The 17067-nt window shown below is 71.8% G+C and carries 16 protein-coding genes; 11 read left to right on the forward strand and 5 right to left on the reverse strand.

Going from position 1 to position 17067, the window contains the following annotated elements; all coding sequences use genetic code 11:
* Position 1: 1 nt before the first annotated feature.
* From Psi02_RS07275 to Psi02_RS07295, 5 genes are all read left to right on the forward strand, one after another.
* Entirely contained in the window at positions 2-1186 is a 1185-nt protein-coding gene (locus Psi02_RS07275) for an acyl-CoA dehydrogenase family protein (RefSeq protein ID WP_203972678.1), read from the forward strand.
* Between the two features lie 89 nt (positions 1187-1275).
* On the forward strand, positions 1276-2454 hold the full coding sequence (locus Psi02_RS07280) for a hypothetical protein (protein ID WP_203972679.1): 1179 nt from the start codon (positions 1276-1278) through the stop codon (positions 2452-2454).
* A 204-nt stretch (positions 2455-2658) separates the two neighbouring features.
* On the forward strand, positions 2659-3591 hold the full coding sequence (locus Psi02_RS07285) for a VOC family protein (RefSeq protein WP_203972680.1): 933 nt from the start codon (positions 2659-2661) through the stop codon (positions 3589-3591).
* Positions 3588-5072: an FAD-dependent oxidoreductase gene (locus Psi02_RS07290; protein ID WP_239094678.1), complete on the forward strand. Its 1485-nt coding sequence runs from the start codon at positions 3588-3590 to the stop codon at positions 5070-5072. The genes Psi02_RS07285 and Psi02_RS07290 overlap by 4 nt, the downstream gene beginning before the upstream one ends.
* 80 nt (positions 5073-5152) lie before the next feature.
* Complete coding sequence (locus Psi02_RS07295; protein ID WP_203972681.1) at positions 5153-5902, forward strand: SDR family NAD(P)-dependent oxidoreductase; 750 nt, start codon at positions 5153-5155, stop codon at positions 5900-5902.
* Between the two features lie 46 nt (positions 5903-5948).
* Here the strand turns inward: Psi02_RS07295 and Psi02_RS07300 are convergent, their stop codons facing one another.
* Positions 5949-6227 (reverse strand): ferredoxin, encoded by a 279-nt coding sequence (locus Psi02_RS07300; protein WP_203972682.1) that lies wholly within the window; start codon positions 6225-6227, stop codon positions 5949-5951.
* Complete coding sequence (locus Psi02_RS07305) at positions 6224-7372, reverse strand: 3-ketosteroid-9-alpha-monooxygenase, oxygenase component (RefSeq protein WP_239094679.1); 1149 nt, start codon at positions 7370-7372, stop codon at positions 6224-6226. The genes Psi02_RS07300 and Psi02_RS07305 overlap by 4 nt, the downstream gene beginning before the upstream one ends.
* 165 nt (positions 7373-7537) lie before the next feature.
* On the opposite strand from Psi02_RS07305, the gene hsaA reads away from it, so the two are divergent.
* Both hsaA and Psi02_RS07315 read left to right on the forward strand, forming a co-directional pair.
* On the forward strand, positions 7538-8704 hold the full coding sequence (gene hsaA / locus Psi02_RS07310; protein ID WP_203953172.1) for a 3-hydroxy-9,10-secoandrosta-1,3,5(10)-triene-9,17-dione monooxygenase oxygenase subunit: 1167 nt from the start codon (positions 7538-7540) through the stop codon (positions 8702-8704).
* 139 nt (positions 8705-8843) lie between these two features.
* A complete protein-coding gene (locus Psi02_RS07315; RefSeq protein WP_203972684.1) occupies positions 8844-9455 on the forward strand; it encodes a TetR/AcrR family transcriptional regulator in 612 nt (203 codons plus the stop codon).
* 31 nt (positions 9456-9486) lie between these two features.
* Here Psi02_RS07315 and Psi02_RS07320 read toward each other — a convergent pair whose 3' ends face one another.
* Positions 9487-10407: a 3-oxoacyl-ACP reductase gene (locus Psi02_RS07320; RefSeq protein ID WP_203972685.1), complete on the reverse strand. Its 921-nt coding sequence runs from the start codon at positions 10405-10407 to the stop codon at positions 9487-9489.
* A 43-nt stretch (positions 10408-10450) separates the two neighbouring features.
* On the reverse strand, positions 10451-12109 hold the full coding sequence (casG, locus tag Psi02_RS07325) for a steroid-24-oyl-CoA synthetase (RefSeq protein ID WP_203972686.1): 1659 nt from the start codon (positions 12107-12109) through the stop codon (positions 10451-10453).
* A 145-nt stretch (positions 12110-12254) separates the two neighbouring features.
* Here casG and Psi02_RS07330 point away from each other — a divergent pair, with 145 nt between their 5' ends.
* The 4 genes from Psi02_RS07330 to Psi02_RS07345 all read left to right on the forward strand — a co-directional run bounded on the left by Psi02_RS07330 (position 12255) and on the right by Psi02_RS07345 (position 16289).
* Positions 12255-13016, forward strand: a complete 762-nt coding sequence (locus Psi02_RS07330) for an SDR family NAD(P)-dependent oxidoreductase (protein WP_203972687.1) — start codon at positions 12255-12257, stop codon at positions 13014-13016.
* A 114-nt stretch (positions 13017-13130) separates the two neighbouring features.
* On the forward strand, positions 13131-14297 hold the full coding sequence (locus tag Psi02_RS07335) for an acyl-CoA dehydrogenase family protein (RefSeq protein ID WP_203972688.1): 1167 nt from the start codon (positions 13131-13133) through the stop codon (positions 14295-14297).
* Between the two features lie 49 nt (positions 14298-14346).
* A complete protein-coding gene (locus Psi02_RS07340; protein WP_203972689.1) occupies positions 14347-15465 on the forward strand; it encodes an acyl-CoA dehydrogenase family protein in 1119 nt (372 codons plus the stop codon).
* Entirely contained in the window at positions 15462-16289 is an 828-nt protein-coding gene (locus Psi02_RS07345; protein ID WP_239094681.1) for a MaoC/PaaZ C-terminal domain-containing protein, read from the forward strand. Before Psi02_RS07340 ends, Psi02_RS07345 begins: the two co-directional genes overlap by 4 nt.
* Here Psi02_RS07345 and Psi02_RS07350 read toward each other — a convergent pair.
* The gene (locus tag Psi02_RS07350; protein WP_308442212.1) at positions 16268-17029 is read right to left on the reverse strand and encodes an SDR family oxidoreductase; all 762 of its coding nucleotides are present in this window, start codon (positions 17027-17029) and stop codon (positions 16268-16270) included. The two genes, Psi02_RS07345 and Psi02_RS07350, sit on opposite strands and share 22 nt — an antisense overlap.
* Positions 17030-17067 lie beyond the last annotated feature (38 nt).

Here is a 17067-nt window from a genome sequence, read left to right on the forward strand (position 1 = left end):
CATGGGCAACCCGGTACTCGAAGCGATCACCCAGAGGGCCGAGGAGATCAGCGCGCTCGGTTCCGCGAACGAGACGCTGTGCAGGCTGGACGACCAGGCCGCCAAGGTGCTGCGCGAGGCCGGCGTCATCCGGATGCTCCAGCCGAAGATCCACGGCGGCTTCGAGTTCCATCCGCGCGAGTTCGCCGAGACCGTCATGAAGATCGCCAGTCTGGACGGGTCGACCGGCTGGGTCGCCGGGGTCGTCGGCGTGCACCCCTGGGAGATGGCCTACGCCGACCCGAAGGTCCAGGAGGAGATCTGGGGGGAGAACCAGGACACCTGGATCGCCTCGCCGTACGCGCCGATGGGCGTCGCCCGGCCGGTCGACGGCGGCTACGTCTTCAACGGCCGCTGGCAGTTCTCCTCCGGCACCGACCACTGCGACTGGATCTTCCTCGGCGGCATGCTCGGCGACGAGGAGGGCAAGATGGCCAAGCCGCCGGAGCCGCTGCACCTGATCCTCCCGCGGTCCGACTACGAGATCGTCGAAGACTCGTGGAACGTGGTCGGCCTGCGGGGCACCGGCAGCAAGGACGTCGTCGTCAGGGACGCGTTCGTCCCCGGCTACCGGGTCATCCCGTTCTCGAAGGTGGTGGACGGCAGCGCGGCCAGGGAGGCGGGGCTGACCAACCCGACCTACCACCTGCCGTTCTCCGTCGCGTTCCCCCTCGGCATCACCGCCTCCGTGATCGGGATGGCCGAAGGCGCCCTCGCCCACCACCTGGCCTATCAGAAGGGGCGGGTGCAGATCACCGGCACCAAGATCAAGGACGATCCGTACGTGCTCTACGCCATCAGCGAGGCCGCGGCGGACATCGCGGCCGCGCGGTCGGCGCTCCTCGACAACGCCTCGCGGATGTACGACCTCGTCGCGGCGGGCCGCGAGGTCACCTTCGACGAGCGGGCGGTGAGCCGGCGCACCCAGGTCCAGGCGGCCTGGCGGGCGGTCCGGGCGGTCGACGAGATCGTCAACCGGTCCGGCGGGAACGCCATGCGTGTCGACAACCCGATTCAGCGCTTCTGGCGTGACGCGCACGTGGGCCTGACGCACGCCATCCACGTGCCGGGCTCGGTCTTCCACGTCTCGGCGCTGACCCAACTCGGCATCGAGCCGCCTCAAGGCCCGATGCGCTCGATGATCTGAGGCCGAGGGCGCTCCTGCCGATCATTTGGACGGGGTTGATAGGACTAAACTCCCAAAGGTCAACAATGTTGCCCGTTAGGTGAGCGGCTTTGAACATCCCTCCACAGCCAGGTGCCGAGTGGCGGTTCAACCCCCCGCCCGGCTGGCCGGTTCCCCCCAGAGACTGGATCCCGACTCCGAACTGGACCGGGCCCGGCCCGGGCTGGCCGGAGCCCCCGGCGAACTGGCAGTGGTGGGTTCGCGATCTGACGGCGTTACGCGACACCATGGCGTTCGGTCCGGGGCCGAGCGCGTTCGATCAGCGTCCGGCGGGCCCGGCCCCGATGGGCCGGCCGCCGATGGGCCCGCCGCCGGGTGGGCGGCCGCCGATGGGTCAGCCTCCGATGGGTCCCGGTCCAGGGGGTCCGGGAGCGTTCGGCCCTGCTCAGGGCGGCCCGGGCGGATTCCCTGCTCAGGGTCCGGGTGGGTTCCCTCCTCAGGGTGGCTTCGGTCAGGACGGGTTCGGGCAGGGCGGATTCGGTCAGGACGGCTTCGGGCAGGGTGGCTTCGGTCAGGACGGCTTCGGGCAGGGTGGCTTCGGCCCTGCCTACTCCGGGCCTGACTCGTTCGGCCCGGCCGGGATGGAAGCCGAGCGGCAGGATGCGGCTTCCGAACCCCTGTGGAAGACGTTGGCAGCCATCGGCGTCGCCGCCGTGATCGGCGTCGGGGTCGCTTTCGTGATCTACGCGTTTCAGGGTGACAAGGCAGGTGGCAGCAGTTCGGCGAAGCCCACCGCTTCCCCGTCCTCCAGTGCGAAGGCCGCCGCTGTGAAGAAGGCCGCGCACGTGCAGGCCGTGGCGATCGACAAGGTCCTCGATGCGAGCAAGCCCAGCCGGGGCAAGCTCCAGCAGGGGCTCAACATGATGCGGCCGCCCTGCGCGAAGGCCGAGCAGGGCATCGCGGCGATCCAGCAGGCCGCCGACCAGCGGGCCGAACAGGTCCAGCAGGCGAAGAAGCTGAAAGTCGGCGCGATAGAAGGCGGCGACGAGCTGAAGCGGCAACTCGTGACCGCGCTTCTGAACTCGCAGCGGGCCGACGACGCGTACCTGAAATGGGCGCAGAAGTACCAGGCCAACGGCTGCTCCGGGGCGACCGTGGGAGACGCGGACTACAACGCAGGGAACGCGGCGTCCAAGAGCGCCACCACGGCCAAGGCCGCGTTCGTCGACCTCTGGGGTCCGATCGCGGAACGGGAGGGGCTGCCCGCTCGCAGCCAGGGTGTGATCTGAGCCTTGTACGGCCGGGGCGATGCCGAGAGCGCGGTGGTGGTGAGCCCCCTCCGAAGGTCGCCGTAGACGGGGACTCTCACTCAGCGGGAGCCCCCAGGCGGCGGCACGCCCTGTCTGTCACTTTGGGGTGGACGACGGCCGCTCGCTCAGGCCAGGCCCGAGCGTGGGTGCAGCGAGCTCGGCACCGGCAGATGGGTGGACAGGGTGACACAGATCCGAGGACTGGGCTATCTCAAGGTCCAGACGCGTGACATCGGGCGCTGGCGCGAGCTCGTGATCGACGGGCTCGGCTTCGCCGAGGGCTCCGGGTCTGAGCCGGACGCCCTGTACCTCCGGATGGACGAGCGGCAGGCACGGCTCATCGTGGTCCCCGGCGACTCCGACCGGGTGCTCGCCATCGGGTGGGAGGTCCGCGACCAGTTCGCCCTCGCCGCCGTCGGCCGCGCCGTCGAGGCGTACGGCACGCCGGTCAAGGTGCTCTCCGAACAGGAGTCCATCGACCGCGCGGTGGAGCAGGTGATCGCGTTCACCGATCCCGGCGGTCATCCGATCGAGGTCTACTTCGGCCCCGTGCTCGACCACAGCCCCGTGCTCACCGGCAGGGGGCAGCGGTTCGTGACCGGACCGCAGGGGATGGGCCACGTGGTGCTGCCCACCACGACGATGGAGGAGACCGTCTCCTTCTACACCGAGGTCCTCGGCTTCCTGCCGCGCGGAGCGATGAAGCTGGGCCGGGCCAGGCCGCCGTTCAGGCGGCTTCGCTTCATGGGCGTCAACCAGCGGCACCACAGCCTCGCGATCGCCCCGGCGGGACATTCCGGGGACCCGGGCGTGGTGCACCTCATGGTCGAGGTCGACAGCCTGGACGCGGTCGGCCGGGCACTGGACAGGGTGAACAAGCTCGGCTTCTCCATCTCCTCGACCCTGGGCCGCCACACCAACGACAAGATGGTCTCCTTCTACGTCCGCGCCCCGGGCGGCTGGGACATCGAGTACGGCACCGACGGCATGCTCGTCGACGAGACGTACTACACGGCCGAGGAGATCAGCGCCGACAGCTACTGGGGCCACGACTGGTCAGGCTCAGAACCCCTGGCCGCCTTCGGGCCCGGGCCGGGGTCGGGGCCCCGGGCATGAGCATGGGCGCCGTGCCGCCGGTCGAGCCCGTGCCCGCCGATTCGATCACCGCCTTCGACCATGAATGCGACGTGCTCGTCGTCGGCTTCGGATGCGCCGGCGCGGCCGCCGCCTTCGAGGCCGCGACGGCGGGCGCCGACGTGCTCGTGCTGGAGCGCGCGGGCGGGCCCGGCGGCTCCTCGGCGCAGTCCGGGGGAGAGCTCTATCTCGGGGGCGGCACCGCGGTGCAGCGGGCGTGCGGCTTCGACGACGATCCGGACAACATGTTCGCCTTCCTCAAGGCGGCGCTCGGCCCGCACGCCGACGAGGAGAAGCTGCGGCTGTACTGCGACGAGAGCGTCGAGCACTTCGAATGGTTCCGCGGCCGGGGTCTCACCTTCAACGAGACGTTGCACGACGCCCCGACCTGGATGCCCCTGACGACCGACGGCCTGATGTGGCTGGGCGAGAACGCCTGGCCGTACAACACGATCGCCCGGCCGGTTCCGCGCGGCCATCGGCCGGCGACCGAGGCGTTCGGCGGCTGGCTGCTCATGGAGAAGCTGGCCGAGGCCGCGAAGGCCGCGGGCGCGGCCTGCCACGCCGACACCCGCGCCGCCAATCTGATCGTGGACGGCGACGGCCGGGTGGCCGGAGTCGTGGCGCGCAGATACGGCGAGACGCTGACCTATCGCGCGCGCCGGGCGGTGATCCTCACGACCGGCGGCTTCGTCGACAACGAGGAGATGCTGGCCGACCACGCCCCCGTGCTGCTCGGCCACGGCAAGGTCAGCGACGGCCTCGACGACGGCGGCGGCATCCGGATGGCGACGGCGCTCGGCGCGGCCACCCGGCGCATGTCGGTCGTGGAGATCGCCCTGACGGCGCTGCCCGCGATCCTCGTGCGCGGCATGCTCGTCAACGCGCTCGGCCAGAGGTTCATCAACGAGGACGTCTATCCGGGCCTGTTCAGCGTGGCCGCCGTACGGCACCAGCCGGGCCCCTACTGGGCGATCATCGACGAGAAGGGCTACGAGGAGATCCCGCCCGAGGACCTGTGGGGTGTACGCCCGCGGTTCGTCGCGGAGACGGTCGCCGAGCTGGAGGAGTCGCTCGGCATGCCGGTAGGAGCGCTGGAGGCCACCCTCGCCGTGTACAACCGGCACGCGGAGCGGGCGAGCGACCCCTACTTCCACAAGGACCAGAGGTGGCTGCGGCCACTGCGGCCGCCGCTCGCCGCCGTCGATCCGCAGGAGGGCTTCGCCCCGGGCGACGCCGAGGGCGCGGGCAAGGGGACCGGCGTCGCCGGCTTCACGCTCGGCGGGCTGCACACCACCGTGGACGGCGCCGTGCTCAACCACTCGGGGCGGCCGATTCCCGGCCTGTACGCCGCGGGCCGGGCCGGTGCCGGAATCCACGGCGAGGGCTACATCAGCGGGACGTCGCTCGGCGACGGCACGTTCTTCGGCCGCAGGGCCGGCCGCGCCGCCGCAGGCGAATGACCACGGGAGCCCGACCCGCCGTGCCGGAGGCGCGGCCGATGACCCAGTGCCGCGGGCGCGGCCATGGACATGGAGGACGGATGAACCGTTTCGAGGACAGGAACGTCCTGCTGACCGGCGCCGGGTCCGGCATCGGCAGGGCGACCGTCGTGCGACTGCTCTCCGAGGGGGCGACGGTCTTCGCCGTGGACCGGGACGCCGCCGGGCTCGCCGAGACCTGTGGGCTCGCCGGCGACACCGGCCGGTTCGTCGCCCATGTGGCCGACCTGGCGGAGGAGGAGGCGGTGGTCTCGGCCGCCGCCGCGGCCGTCGCCGCACTCGGACGGGTCGACGTGCTGGTCAATGTGGCGGGGGTCCTCCGGGTCACGCCGATGGACTCGCTGCGGCTCGACGACTACAGGGAGATCTTCGCGATCAACGTGTTCGCGCCGGTCCTGCTCTGCCGGGAGGTGCTGCCGCACGTGCCGGACCGCACCGGGGTGGTCGTGAACGTGACCTCGACGGCGGCGACCAAGGCCCACCCGTGGATGACCGGCTACGCGGCCTCCAAGGGCGCCCTGTTGTCGTTCTCGATCAGCCTGGCCGCGGAGCTGTCGGAGCGGCGGATCCGCGTCGTGCCCGTCTCACCCGGTGGCATCGCCACACCTCTGACGGCGAACAAGGAGACCTACGCGGGCATCGACACCTCGTGGTACGCCCGCACCTATCCCCTGTGGGGCAGGCCCGGCCGCCCCGAGAACGTCGCGGGGACGATCGCCTTCGCGGCCTCCGCGGACGGCGCCTATCTCAACGGCGTCGAGATCCGCGTCGACGGCGGCTCCCACAGCTGATCCACAGAGTCTCGGCCGGCACCGGTGTGCCGGCCGGTGAGTCCGGTCAGTCCTCGGGTACGGCGAGGGCGCCGTCGAGTGCCGCCCGGACGATCGACTCGCGCAGTGCCGTACAGCCCGGGAAGAGACCGTGGTCCGGCCCGCCGCCGTCGCCGGAGCGGGCGGCGCGCCGTTCGAGGCAGGCCCTGAGCGCCTGCGCGCTCCACTGGACGCTGGTCTGGTGCCAGCTCGCCTTTCGCACCTCGACCTCCGCGCCGCACTGGTGGCAGTCCAGCGGCTGCATGGGCGCGCCGTCGAGCAGCCGGTTGTCGGCGCGGATCGTCATGCCTGCCGGCCCGCCGCGGCCCTGCGGGCGAGGTTCGCCTCGACCTCCTGCTTCCACGCCTCGACCGGGCGGGTGGTGTCGAGCTCGAACTCGAAGCGCTCCACCATCTCCGGCCTGACGTCGGCCACGTCGACGTAGAACTGCTCGTACCAGCGGCGGAGCTGGTAGACCGGCCCGTCCTCCTCGCACAGCAGGGGGTTGTCGATGCGGGTCTTGTGCTTCCAGATCTGGACGTCCTGGTCGAAGCCCTTGAGGATGAAGTCCCCCAGCTTCTGGGCCATGGCCTCGGCCCCCTCCCGGGGGAGCTTGTCGCTGTGCTGCACGATGATGCCCGAGTGCAGCATGAACGAGTTCCCGTCGATCGGGTAGTGCGCGTTGATCAGCACGGACTTGAGGTCCATGTCGTCGTAGTGGTAGGTCAGGTCGTCGATCATGAAGGACGGCCCGTGGTAGGACGCCACCGAGGAGTTGCCGAGCATCCGCGGGCCCTTGCCCGGCGGGCGGGCGTCCGGGCGGCTCAGGCCGTTCATGATCTGGGTCGCCACATGGCCCTCGAAGATGTTCTTGAAGTACGTGGGGAACGAGTAGTGCACGTAGAAGAAGTGCGCCATGTCCACCACGTTGTCCATGACCTCGCGGCAGTTCGTCTCGACCACGATCTCCTGCCAGACCCAGTCGGTCCAGTCGTCGCGCGTGGCCCCCTCGATGCGGGGGATCGCCACCTCCGGCGGAGGCGGGTTGCCCTCCGGGTCGTTCCAGACGAACAGGAGGCCGTCCTGCTCCATCGTGATCCACGCGGCGGTGCGGGCGCGCAGGGGGACGCGACGGGCGTAGGGGATCTTCTTGCAGCGGCCGTCGCCGCCCCAGCGCCAGTCGTGGAACGGGCAGGCGAGCTCGTCGCCCTTGATCGTGCCCTTGGAGAGGTCGGCGCCCATGTGCCTGCAGTAGGCGTCCAGCACGTTGAGGCCGCCGTCGCCGCTCTGGAAGACCACGAGCTTCTGGCCGAACGCGTTGACGGTGTGGGGCCTGCCATCCTTGAACTGCCCGGACAGGCCGAGGCAGTGCCAGCCTCTGGCGAATCGCGTGGGCACCGCTTCCGCTTCGATGCTGCGGATGCCGGTGGTCGAGGCCTCGACTGCAGTCACGTTGACCCATCCCTTCAAGGACGCACGTCCTCCCAGCATGCCAATTCGGATCCGGCCGCCCGGCCGTCAGTCCCATTGGCCGGGATGGCCCTGACATGCGCTCATCGGCGCGACGCACCATCATGGACGCAGAGACCCGGACGAACGCGACATGGAGAGCGACACATGAGCAACGAGGTCCTGGAGGCGGTCCGCACGCTGCTGCCCGTGATCGCGGAGCGTGCCCGCGCCACGGACGAGGATCGGGGGGTTCCCGCGGAGACGATCCAGGCGCTGGTCCAGGCCGGGGTCTTCCGGATGTTGCAGCCCAAGAGGTACGGCGGCGCCGAGAGCGACCCGGTGTGGTTCTTCGAGGTCGTCAGGGAGATCTCCGGGGTCTGCGGATCGACCGGGTGGGTGGCGAGCGTGCTCGGCGTGCATCCGTGGCAGCTCGGCCTGTTCGACGAGGCCGCGCAGGACGAGGTCTGGGGCGAGGACCAGGACGCGCTCGTGGCCTCGTCGTACGCCCCCGTCGGGCGGCTGACCCCGGTCGAGGGCGGCTATGAGCTCACCGGCAGGTGGCGGTTCTCCTCCGGCTGCGAGCACGCATCGTGGGTGCTTGTCGGCGGCCTGGTCGTGGGCGCCCAGGGCAGGCCGGTGGACTTCATGACCGTGCTCGTCCCCCGGTCGGACTACGTGATCGAGGACGTGTGGGACGTCATCGGCCTGCGCGGCACGGCGAGCAACGACGTGATCGTGGAGCGGGCGTTCGTGCCCGAGCACCGCACGACGCGCAACTACGAGCAGGCCCAGCTCCGCGGTCCCGGTCAGAAGGTTAACGGCGGGCCGCTCTACCGGATGCCGTTCGGAAGCGTGTTCACGACCGCGATCACCGCCCCGGTGATCGGCATGGCGGCCGGCTGCTACCGGTCCTACGTCACGGCGATGCGCGACCGGGTACGGCTGAGCCTGGGCGGCGGCCGGTTCGCCGAGGACCAGTTCGCCCAGGTCGCGGTGGCCCGGGCCGCCTCGGAGATCGACGCGGCGATCCTGCAGACCGACCGCAACGTGCGCGAGGTGTACGAGCACGCCGTCCGGGGCGAGCGGATCCCGATGGAGTTGCGCCTGCGTGTCCGCAGGGACCAGGTCCGCGCGACCGAGCGGGCGCTTGAGGCGATCGACATCCTCTTCAAGACCGCGGGAGGGAATTCGCTCAGACGCGGCAACCCCATCGAGCGGGCCTGGCGGGACGCCCACGCGGGCAGCGTGCATGTGGCCAACGACGTCGAGCGGGCCCTCGCGATGTACGGCAGGGGCGAGTTCGGCCTGACGGTCGAGGACAACCTCGTCTGACGGGCGGGACGACGGGCCGCGGCCGCGGGGCGGCGCTCACCCTGTGGACAGGTGCGTCCCACTCACCGGTACGAACGGCTCGCCTCACCGCCGGTGGCGGTGTGTATGGTCGTTCCGACAGAACCGACCAGGGGGGACCGTGCCGAGAATCGCCGAGGTCAGGGCGCCGGCGGAACCCAGCTCCCCGGAGCAGCGGGCCCGGCACCTGCGCATCCTCCGGGCCGCCGCGCGGATCGGGGCCGACAAGGGCCTCGAGCGCATGCAGATGCACGAGGTGGCCAAGGCCGCCGGCGTCGCGATCGCGACGTTGTACCGGTACTTCCCTTCGAAGACCCATCTGTTCACGGCCGTGCTCGCCGAGCAGATCGACCGGTTCAACGAGACCATCCCGCGCGCCGAGCCGGGCACGAGCCCGGAGGACGCGGTCGCCGACGTGCTGGTGCTGGCCAGCAGGCAGTTGCTGCGCCGGCCCAGGCTCGCGGTCGCGATGCTCCAGTCCGCGAACGCGGCGAACGCCGCCGCGGTGGCCGACGCCGGGCGGATCGACGGCACCTTCAGCGAGATCATCGTGCGGACGCTCGGGATCGACGACCCCACCGCCCTCGACGTCACGCTGATCCGGTTGCTCATGCAGTGCTGGTACGGCGTGCTGCAGTCGAGCCTCAACGGCCGGATGTCGATCCCCGACACGGAGAGCGACATCCGGACCGCCTGCCGGCTTCTGCTCGCCCCGCGCTCGAACTCCGGGTAGCTCTGGCTCCGGTAACTCGGCTCCGGGTGACTCAGGTGCGCTGCGTCCCGGTGGTGTCGAGCCGGGCCACGCTGTGGGCCGCGTAGCCGCGGTGCGGGTCGCGCCCCGTGAAGTACGGCGTGAGCAGCGCGTCGAACTCGCCGACGGAGAACACGCCGTCGGCCGCGGTGAACTTCTGCTCGACCGTCGGAGCGGCCAGCAGCGCGACCATGTCGCCGTACACGACGAACACCTGGCCGGTGATCTCCTCGGAGGCCGGGGAGGCGAGATAGCTCACGAAGGTGGCGACCCGCTCCGGGGCGAGGATGTCCAGCCCGCCGTCCGCGGGGGCGTCGCCGAACACGCCCGCCGTCATGGCGGTGCGGGCCCGGGGGCAGATCGCGTTGGCCCGCACGCCGTACCTCGCCAGTCCCTGTGCGGTCGACAGGGTGAGCGCGGTGATGCCCGCCTTGGCGGCCGAGTAGTTCGGCTGGCCGGCCGAGCCGAAGAGGAACGCCTCTGAGGCGGTGTTGACGACGCGGCCGTAGATCGGCCCGCCCGCGGCCTTGGAGGCCGCCCGCCAGTGCGCGGCCGCCGCACGGGACACCGCGGCGTGGCCCTTGAGGTGGACGCGGATGACGTCGTCCCAGTCCGACTCGCTCAGGTTGAACACCATCTTGTCGCGGAGGACGCCCGCGTTGTTCACCACGATGTCGAGGGCGCCGAACGTGTCCACCGCCGCCTGGACCAGCCGGTCGCCCATGGACCAGTCGCCGACGTCGCCGGTCACCGCGACGGCCTGCCCGCCGAGGGCCTTGATCTCGGCCACGACGTCGTCGGCGGCCGATCCCACGTCGTTGACCACGACGTTCGCGCCCTGGCCCGCGAGGGCGAGCGCCTCGCTGCGGCCCAGGCCCGCGCCGGCGCCGGTGACGACGGCGGTCCTGCCGTCCAGGCTGGTCTTCGGGCTCATCTCTGCACACTCCTGCTCTGTCGGGTGCTCATGAGTGACGGGCTCAGCCGTCCGCGATGCCGAGGGACAGCCCGACGTCGCGGCGGATCACCTTGCCGGTGGCGTTGCGCGGCAGGGCGTCGGTCGTGATCCGCCAGCGGGACGGCACCTTGAAGTAGGCGAGGTGCTCTCCGGCGTACGCGCGTAGCTCGTCCTCGCTCACCGGGCGCTCGGCGCCGGTGACGACCACGGCCACGACCTCCTGGCCCAGATCGGGGTGGGGGGCGCCGATGACGGCGCACTCGACGACGCCCGGATGCTCCCACAGCACGCTCTCCACCTCGGCGGGGTAGACGTTCTCCCCGCCACGCAGGATCAGGTCGGAACGGCGGGTGGTGAGGCGCAGGCGGCCGCCTTCGATCATGCCGATGTCACCGGTGTGGAGCCAGCGGTCCTCGCGGATCGTCCGCGCGGTGGCCTCCGGGTCCTGCCAGTAGCCGAGCATGTTGAACGGGCTGCGCGCGCAGATCTCCCCCTCGACGCCCTCGGGCACCGGCACGCCCTCCGGATCGCGGACCTCCATCCGCACCGTCGCGACGGGCCGGCCGAGCGTTCCCGGCGCCTCCGCCAGGTCCGTCGGCGACGCCACGGAGATCGCGGTGGCCGACTCGGTCAGGCCGTAGCTGTCGACCAGCGACTGACGGGCCACGGGGAAGCCGGCGCGCAGCCGTTCCTTGAACGACGGTGAGGACGGTGCGGACGCCAGCGAGAAGGCGGTCAGCGAGGACAGGTCGTAGTCCGACAGGTCGCCGTGCTCGAGCAGCCGGTGCGCCATCGTGGGCACGGCCCCCCAGTTGGTGACCCGCTCCCGCTCGACCAGCCGCAGCACCCTGTCGACGTCGAAGGCGCCCTGGTGCATGACGATCGTGGAGCCGGTCGCGAGGCGCGGCACCACGAGGTTGTGCAAGCTCGCGATGTGGAACAACGGCAGCGCCATCAGGTAGCGCCGGTCCGCCGGGTCGGTGGGGTCGCCGAACGCGCGGGTCATCGCGTCGTTCATGCGGTGGTACTCGATGACCGACGTGAGGTTCCGGTGGGAGTGCACCGCGCCCTTCGGCCGGCCGGAGGTGCCGCTGGTGTAGACGATGACCGCCGGGTCGTCCTCGGCGGCGGCGTGCGGGGCCGGGGGCGCGTCGGGGTACCGCCCGGCCAGCAGGGGGATGTCCTCCATGCGCACCACCGGTGTGCCCGGGCCGACGAGGACGGCCCGCTTGGCGTCCGCCACGACCAGTTTCGGCGTCGTGTGGCCCAGGGCGTACTCGAACTCGCGGCGCGACCACCACGCGTTGTAGCCGACCGTGACGGCGCCCACGGCGACGGCCGCCCAGAACGACACGATCCAGCCGGGCCGGTTCGCCGCGGCGACGGCGATCCTGTCGCCGGGACGCACGCCGTACTCCTCACGCAGCGCCTCGGCGAACGACGCGACCTGGCGCGCGTGCTCGGCGTAGCTCATCCGCTCGTCCGCCGTCACGATGTAGTCGCGGTCGCCGAACCGGACCGAGTCGGCGAGGACCTCTCCGAGGTTGCGGCGGCGGTTCCTGAAGACCGGCATCCGGGAGCCGAGGACCTCCTCCTCGGCGAGTTCGAACTCGCCCCCGGGGCCGGTGAGGCGGGTCACGATCGCCATCGCCGCGGTTCTCGGATCTGTCGACGTCCCCATCTGCGCCCTCTCTCTCGGGCGCTCATTGTGACCGCCGGGCGCGTGCCTGCCGAGGGTCGTCTCCCGGTCACCGGGACGGCCCTTCCGGCAGCGGGCGGGCGACACCACTATTGCGGTCGGGCACACGGCTGAGCGGGGAGCACGCATGGGAAGTCTCGACGGGAAAGTCGCCATCGTCACCGGCGCAGGTCAGGGGGTCGGCCAGGGCATCGCGCTCGCCCTCGCCTCCGAGGGCGCGTCCGTCGCGGTCGTCGGGCGCACCATGGCCAAGCTCGAGACGACCTGCGGGCTCGTCCGCGAGCGCGGCGCGACGGCCGAGCCCTTCCTCTGCGACGTCGGCGTCACCGACACCGTCCCCTCGGTGGTCGACGAGGTGGCGGCGCGGTTCGGCGGAGTGGACATCCTCGTCAACAACGCCTACTCCGGCTCGTACGGCACGCTGCTGTCGATGAGCGACGCCGCCTTCCAGAAGGGTTTCCGCAGCGGCCCCTTCGCCGCGTTCGCCTTCATGAAGGCGTGCCACCCTCACATGAAGCGGCGCGGCGGCGGCAGCATCGTCAACCTCGTCACCTCCGCGATGGTCCGGTGGGACCCCACCACGTACGGCGCCTACGCCGCGGCCAAGCAGGCGCTCCGCTCGCTGACGCGGACGGCCGCGGCCGAATGGGGCCCCGACGGCATCCGCGCCAACTCCATCGCCCCGCACGCGTTGTCCCCGGGCCTGAAGTGGTGGACGGAGACCAATCCGGAGGAGGCGGAGGAGTTCCGCCGGACGATCCCGCTCGGTTACATCGGGGACTGCGAGCAGGACATCGGCCGGGCCGTCGTCGCTCTCGTCGGCCCGGACCTGCGGTACCTGACCGGCGCCACCGTGCCGCTGGACGGAGGGCAGGCCTTCTTCGGCTGACCTCGGCCTCTCCCGGTCAGCGGGACTCGCGGGTCCGCGGCGGTCCCCGCTGACTAACGTCGGCCCTGCTCCGCCACCCAGCGAGACGAGCGGGACCAAGGAGGAGAGCGGAACATGGATCTGCGCGAGACCACCGCGCAACGACGGCTGCGCACGGAGTTGCGGGAGTACTTCGCGGGCCTCCTGCCCGAGGGCGAGCGACGCCGGACGGGTGAGGAGGGCGTGGGCGGCGACCGTTTCCGCGAGGTGGTCAGACGGCTCGGCGCCGACGGCTGGCTCGGCATCGGGTGGCCCGTCGAGTACGGCGGGCAGGGCCGGTCGGTGGAGGAACAGTACGTGTTCTTCGACGAGGTCCAGCGGGCCGGGCTGCCCTTCCCGTTCGTCACCGTGAACACGGTCGGCCCGACCCTGATGAGCCACGGGTCGGACGAGCAGAAGAAGAGGTATCTGCCCGGCATCCTGTCCGGTGACATCGTCTTCGCGATCGGCTACACCGAGCCGGGCGCGGGCACCGACCTCGCCTCGCTGACGACCCGCGCGGTCAGGGACGGCGACGCGTGGGTCGTCGACGGCAGCAAGATCTTCACCAGCGGCGCGAACACCGCCGACTACGTGTGGCTGGCCTGCCGTACCGACCCGGACGCGCCCAAGCACAAGGGCATCTCCATCCTGATCGTCCCCACCGCCGCCCCCGGGTTCTCCTGGAGCCCCATCCAGTGCGTGGGCGGCATGGTCGTCACGACCACGTATTACTCCGGCGTCCGCGTGCCCGCGGGCGACGTCGTCGGAGAGGTCGACGGCGGCTGGCGGCTGATCACCCACCAGCTCAACCACGAGCGGATCGGCCTGGCGGCCATCGGCGGCCGGATGATCCAGCTGTGGGAGAACGTCCGGGACTGGGCGCGGGAGAACGGGACCATCGACCTGCCGTGGGTCCAGCGCGATCTGGCCCGCACGTACGCACGGCTGGAGGCGATGCGGCTGATGAACTGGAAGATGACCGGCGCGGTCGCCCGCGGCACCCTGTCCGGCGCGGACGCGGGCGCGGCGAAGGTCTACGGCACGGAGACGCACATCGACGTGCAGCGGACGTTGTCGGGGATCATCGGCGTCGGCGGGCGGATCCGGCCCGGGTCCCCGGGGGCCGTGCTCGCCGGACAGATCGAGCAGTTGTCGCGGCAGGGCATCGTGAACACCTTCGGCGGCGGCGTGAACGAGGTCCTGAGGGACATGGTCGCCACCCAGGGTCTCGGCCTCCCCAGGATGGGGCGCGGCGCATGAGCGAGTCACGACCGGTCCTCCGGCCGGCCGGGCAGGAGGGTCACCGCTGATGGACTTCACTCTCGACGACGAACTCGAAACGGTCCGCGAACTGGCGAACAAGATCTTCACCGGCCGTGCGGGCACCGACCGTGTCCGCCAGGTCGAGAGCACTCCGTCGGGGCTCGACGAGGAGTTGTGGGCGGAGCTGGGCCGTACGGGCCTGCTGGGCATCGCGCTGCCGGAGGAGGCGGGCGGCGCCGGGCTGGGTCTCGGGGCCCTGTGCGTCCTGCTGGAGGAGCAGGGCCGCTTCGTGGCGCCCGTCCCGCTGTGGCCGGCCGCGGTCGCCGCCCTCGCGATCGCCGAGGACGGCACGGCGGAGCAGCGCGAGAGCCTGCTTCCCGGTGCGGCCGACGGCTCGATCCGGCTCACCGCGGCGCTGGAGGAGTTCGGCTCGCACGATCCGGCCGAGCCGCGCACCGCGGCCGGACGGGACGGCGACGCCTGGCGGCTGAGCGGAGTGAAGGCCGCGGTCCCCTCGCCCTTCGGCGCGGCCCACCTGCTGGTCTCCGCGACAGCCGACACCGGGCCCGGCCTGTTCCTGGTCGCCGCCGAGGCGGAGGGAGTCGGCTGGGATCCGGTGGAGACCACCGGTCACGACCGCGGCGGCAACCTCACTTTGACCGCCGTGCCCGCCGCGGCCGTCGGCGTTCCGGGCGACGGAGCTCTCCGGCGGACCGTCCATCGCGCCGCCGTCGCGCTGGCGGCGGTCCAGCTCGGCGTCGTCCAGGGCGCGCTGCGCCACGCCGTGACCCACCTCAGCGGGCGCAGGCAGTTCGGCCGCCCGCTGGCGACCTTCCAGGCGGTGCAGCACCAGCTCGCCGACTGCTACATCGACATCGACGCCATGCGGGTGTGCCTGTGGCAGGCCGTCACCGCCCTTGACGCGGAGGCGGGCGAGGAGGACGCCGCGTCGGCGGTTCTGGTCGCGAAGTGGTGGGCGGGCGACGCCGGGCTGACCGTGGCGCACCGGGTGCAGCACCTCCACGGCGGAATCGGCGTGGACGTCGACTACCCCGTGCACCGGCATTTCCTGTGGGCGCGGCAGATCTCCGGCACTCTGGGCGGGCCCAGCGCCGATCTGGCCAGGCTGGGCGCCGTGCTCGCCTCGGGGACGGCGGCCCCGTGAGCCTGGACGGCTCGGACGCGGACGCGTGGATCGGCCGCGACCTCGGGAAGCACACGGCCGCCTACGACGAGCGCGACGTGATCCTCTACGCGCTCGCGGTCGGCGCCGCGCCCGCCGACCTGGACCTCGTCTTCGAGAAGCGGCTGCGTGTGCTGCCCACGTTCGCGCTGACGAAGGCGCAGTGGGCTCCGGACACCCTCGGCTCACTCGGCGCGTTCGACATCAGGACCACCATGCACGCGTCCCAGCGGCTGCGGGTGCTGCGGCCGCTGCCCCCGGCGGGCGAGCTGACGATGGCGTCGCGCGTCGCGCGCGTCTGGGACAAGGGCAGCGCCGCGATCTTCGAGGTCGAGGTGGAGAGCGAGTTCTTCGTCGCCACCTGGTCGCTGTTCGCGCCGGGGCGCGGCGGGTTCGGCGGCGAGCGGGGGCCGTCCGCGCCGCGACGGCGGGACACTCCGCCCGGCCACGAGTCGCGGCTCGCCACCAGGCCGGACCAGCCCGCGCTGTACCGCCTGCTCGGCGACCGGCATCACATGCACATCGATCCGGAGGCGGCGAAGGCGGCCGGGATGCCGAGGCCGTTCATGCACGGCCTGTGCACGCTGGCCGCGGTGACGCTGCCGCTGGCCGCGGCGGTGGGGGCGCACCCGGCGGACCTGGTCGAACTGGAGGGCAGGTTCGCCTCCCCGGTCTTTCCCGGCGACCGGCTGGACGTGCGGGGGTGGGAGCTGGGAGGCCCGGGGGAGGGCACGCTCTTCGACGCGTCGGTGAACGGCACCCCCGTGCTGACCGGCGGGCGGGCTCAGTTCCGCGTCAGCACGTAGCGGGCCGGGATCTCGCCCCCGCCGTGCACGGGGATGTCCGCCCCGGTGACGTAGGAGGCGAGGTCGCTGGCCAGATAGAGGCAGGTGTTGGCCACGTCGGCGGGCACCGCCATCCGGCCCATCGGGATCAGCTCCGCGACGGCGGCGCCGCCGTCCTCGCCGTACGCCCAGGCGGCGGACTCGGTCCGGATGAGGCCGGTGGTGATGTGGTTGACCCGCACCTTCGGCGACCACTCGAGCGCCAGCGCCCTGGTGAGCACGAGCAGGCCGGCCTTGGCCGCCGAGTAGGCCGCCATGCCCGGCTGGGGATCGATGGCGGCGACGCTGCCGATGTTGATGATCGAGCCGCCGGTCTCCTGCGCCTGCATGACCTTGTTGGCGGGCTGCGCCACGTAGAACGGGGCGAGCAGGTTGAGATCCACGATCTTCTCGACGAACCGCGGCGAGACGGTCGTCGCGTCCGCTGAGGGCGAGCCCCCGGCGTTGTTGACGAGCACGTCGAGCCGACCGAGGTGCCCGACCGCCTGCTCCACCAGATGGGCGGCGGCGCCGGCGTCCCGGATGTCGGCCGAGACGAAGCGGGCCGTCCTGCCGCCGGCGGCGGGCAGGACCTCCGGCTCCGCGCGGCCGCCCACCACCACGTCCGCGCCCGCCGCGAGGAACCTTTCCGCGATCACGAATCCGATGCCCTTGGTGCCGCCGGTGACCAGGACCGCCTGGCTGCCGAAGTCCATCGTCACGTCCAAAGGGGGCCTCCTGGGATGGGGGGTCGCGGAGA

The organism is Planotetraspora silvatica (assembly GCF_016863315.1).
GTDB lineage: Bacteria > Actinomycetota > Actinomycetes > Streptosporangiales > Streptosporangiaceae > Planotetraspora > Planotetraspora silvatica.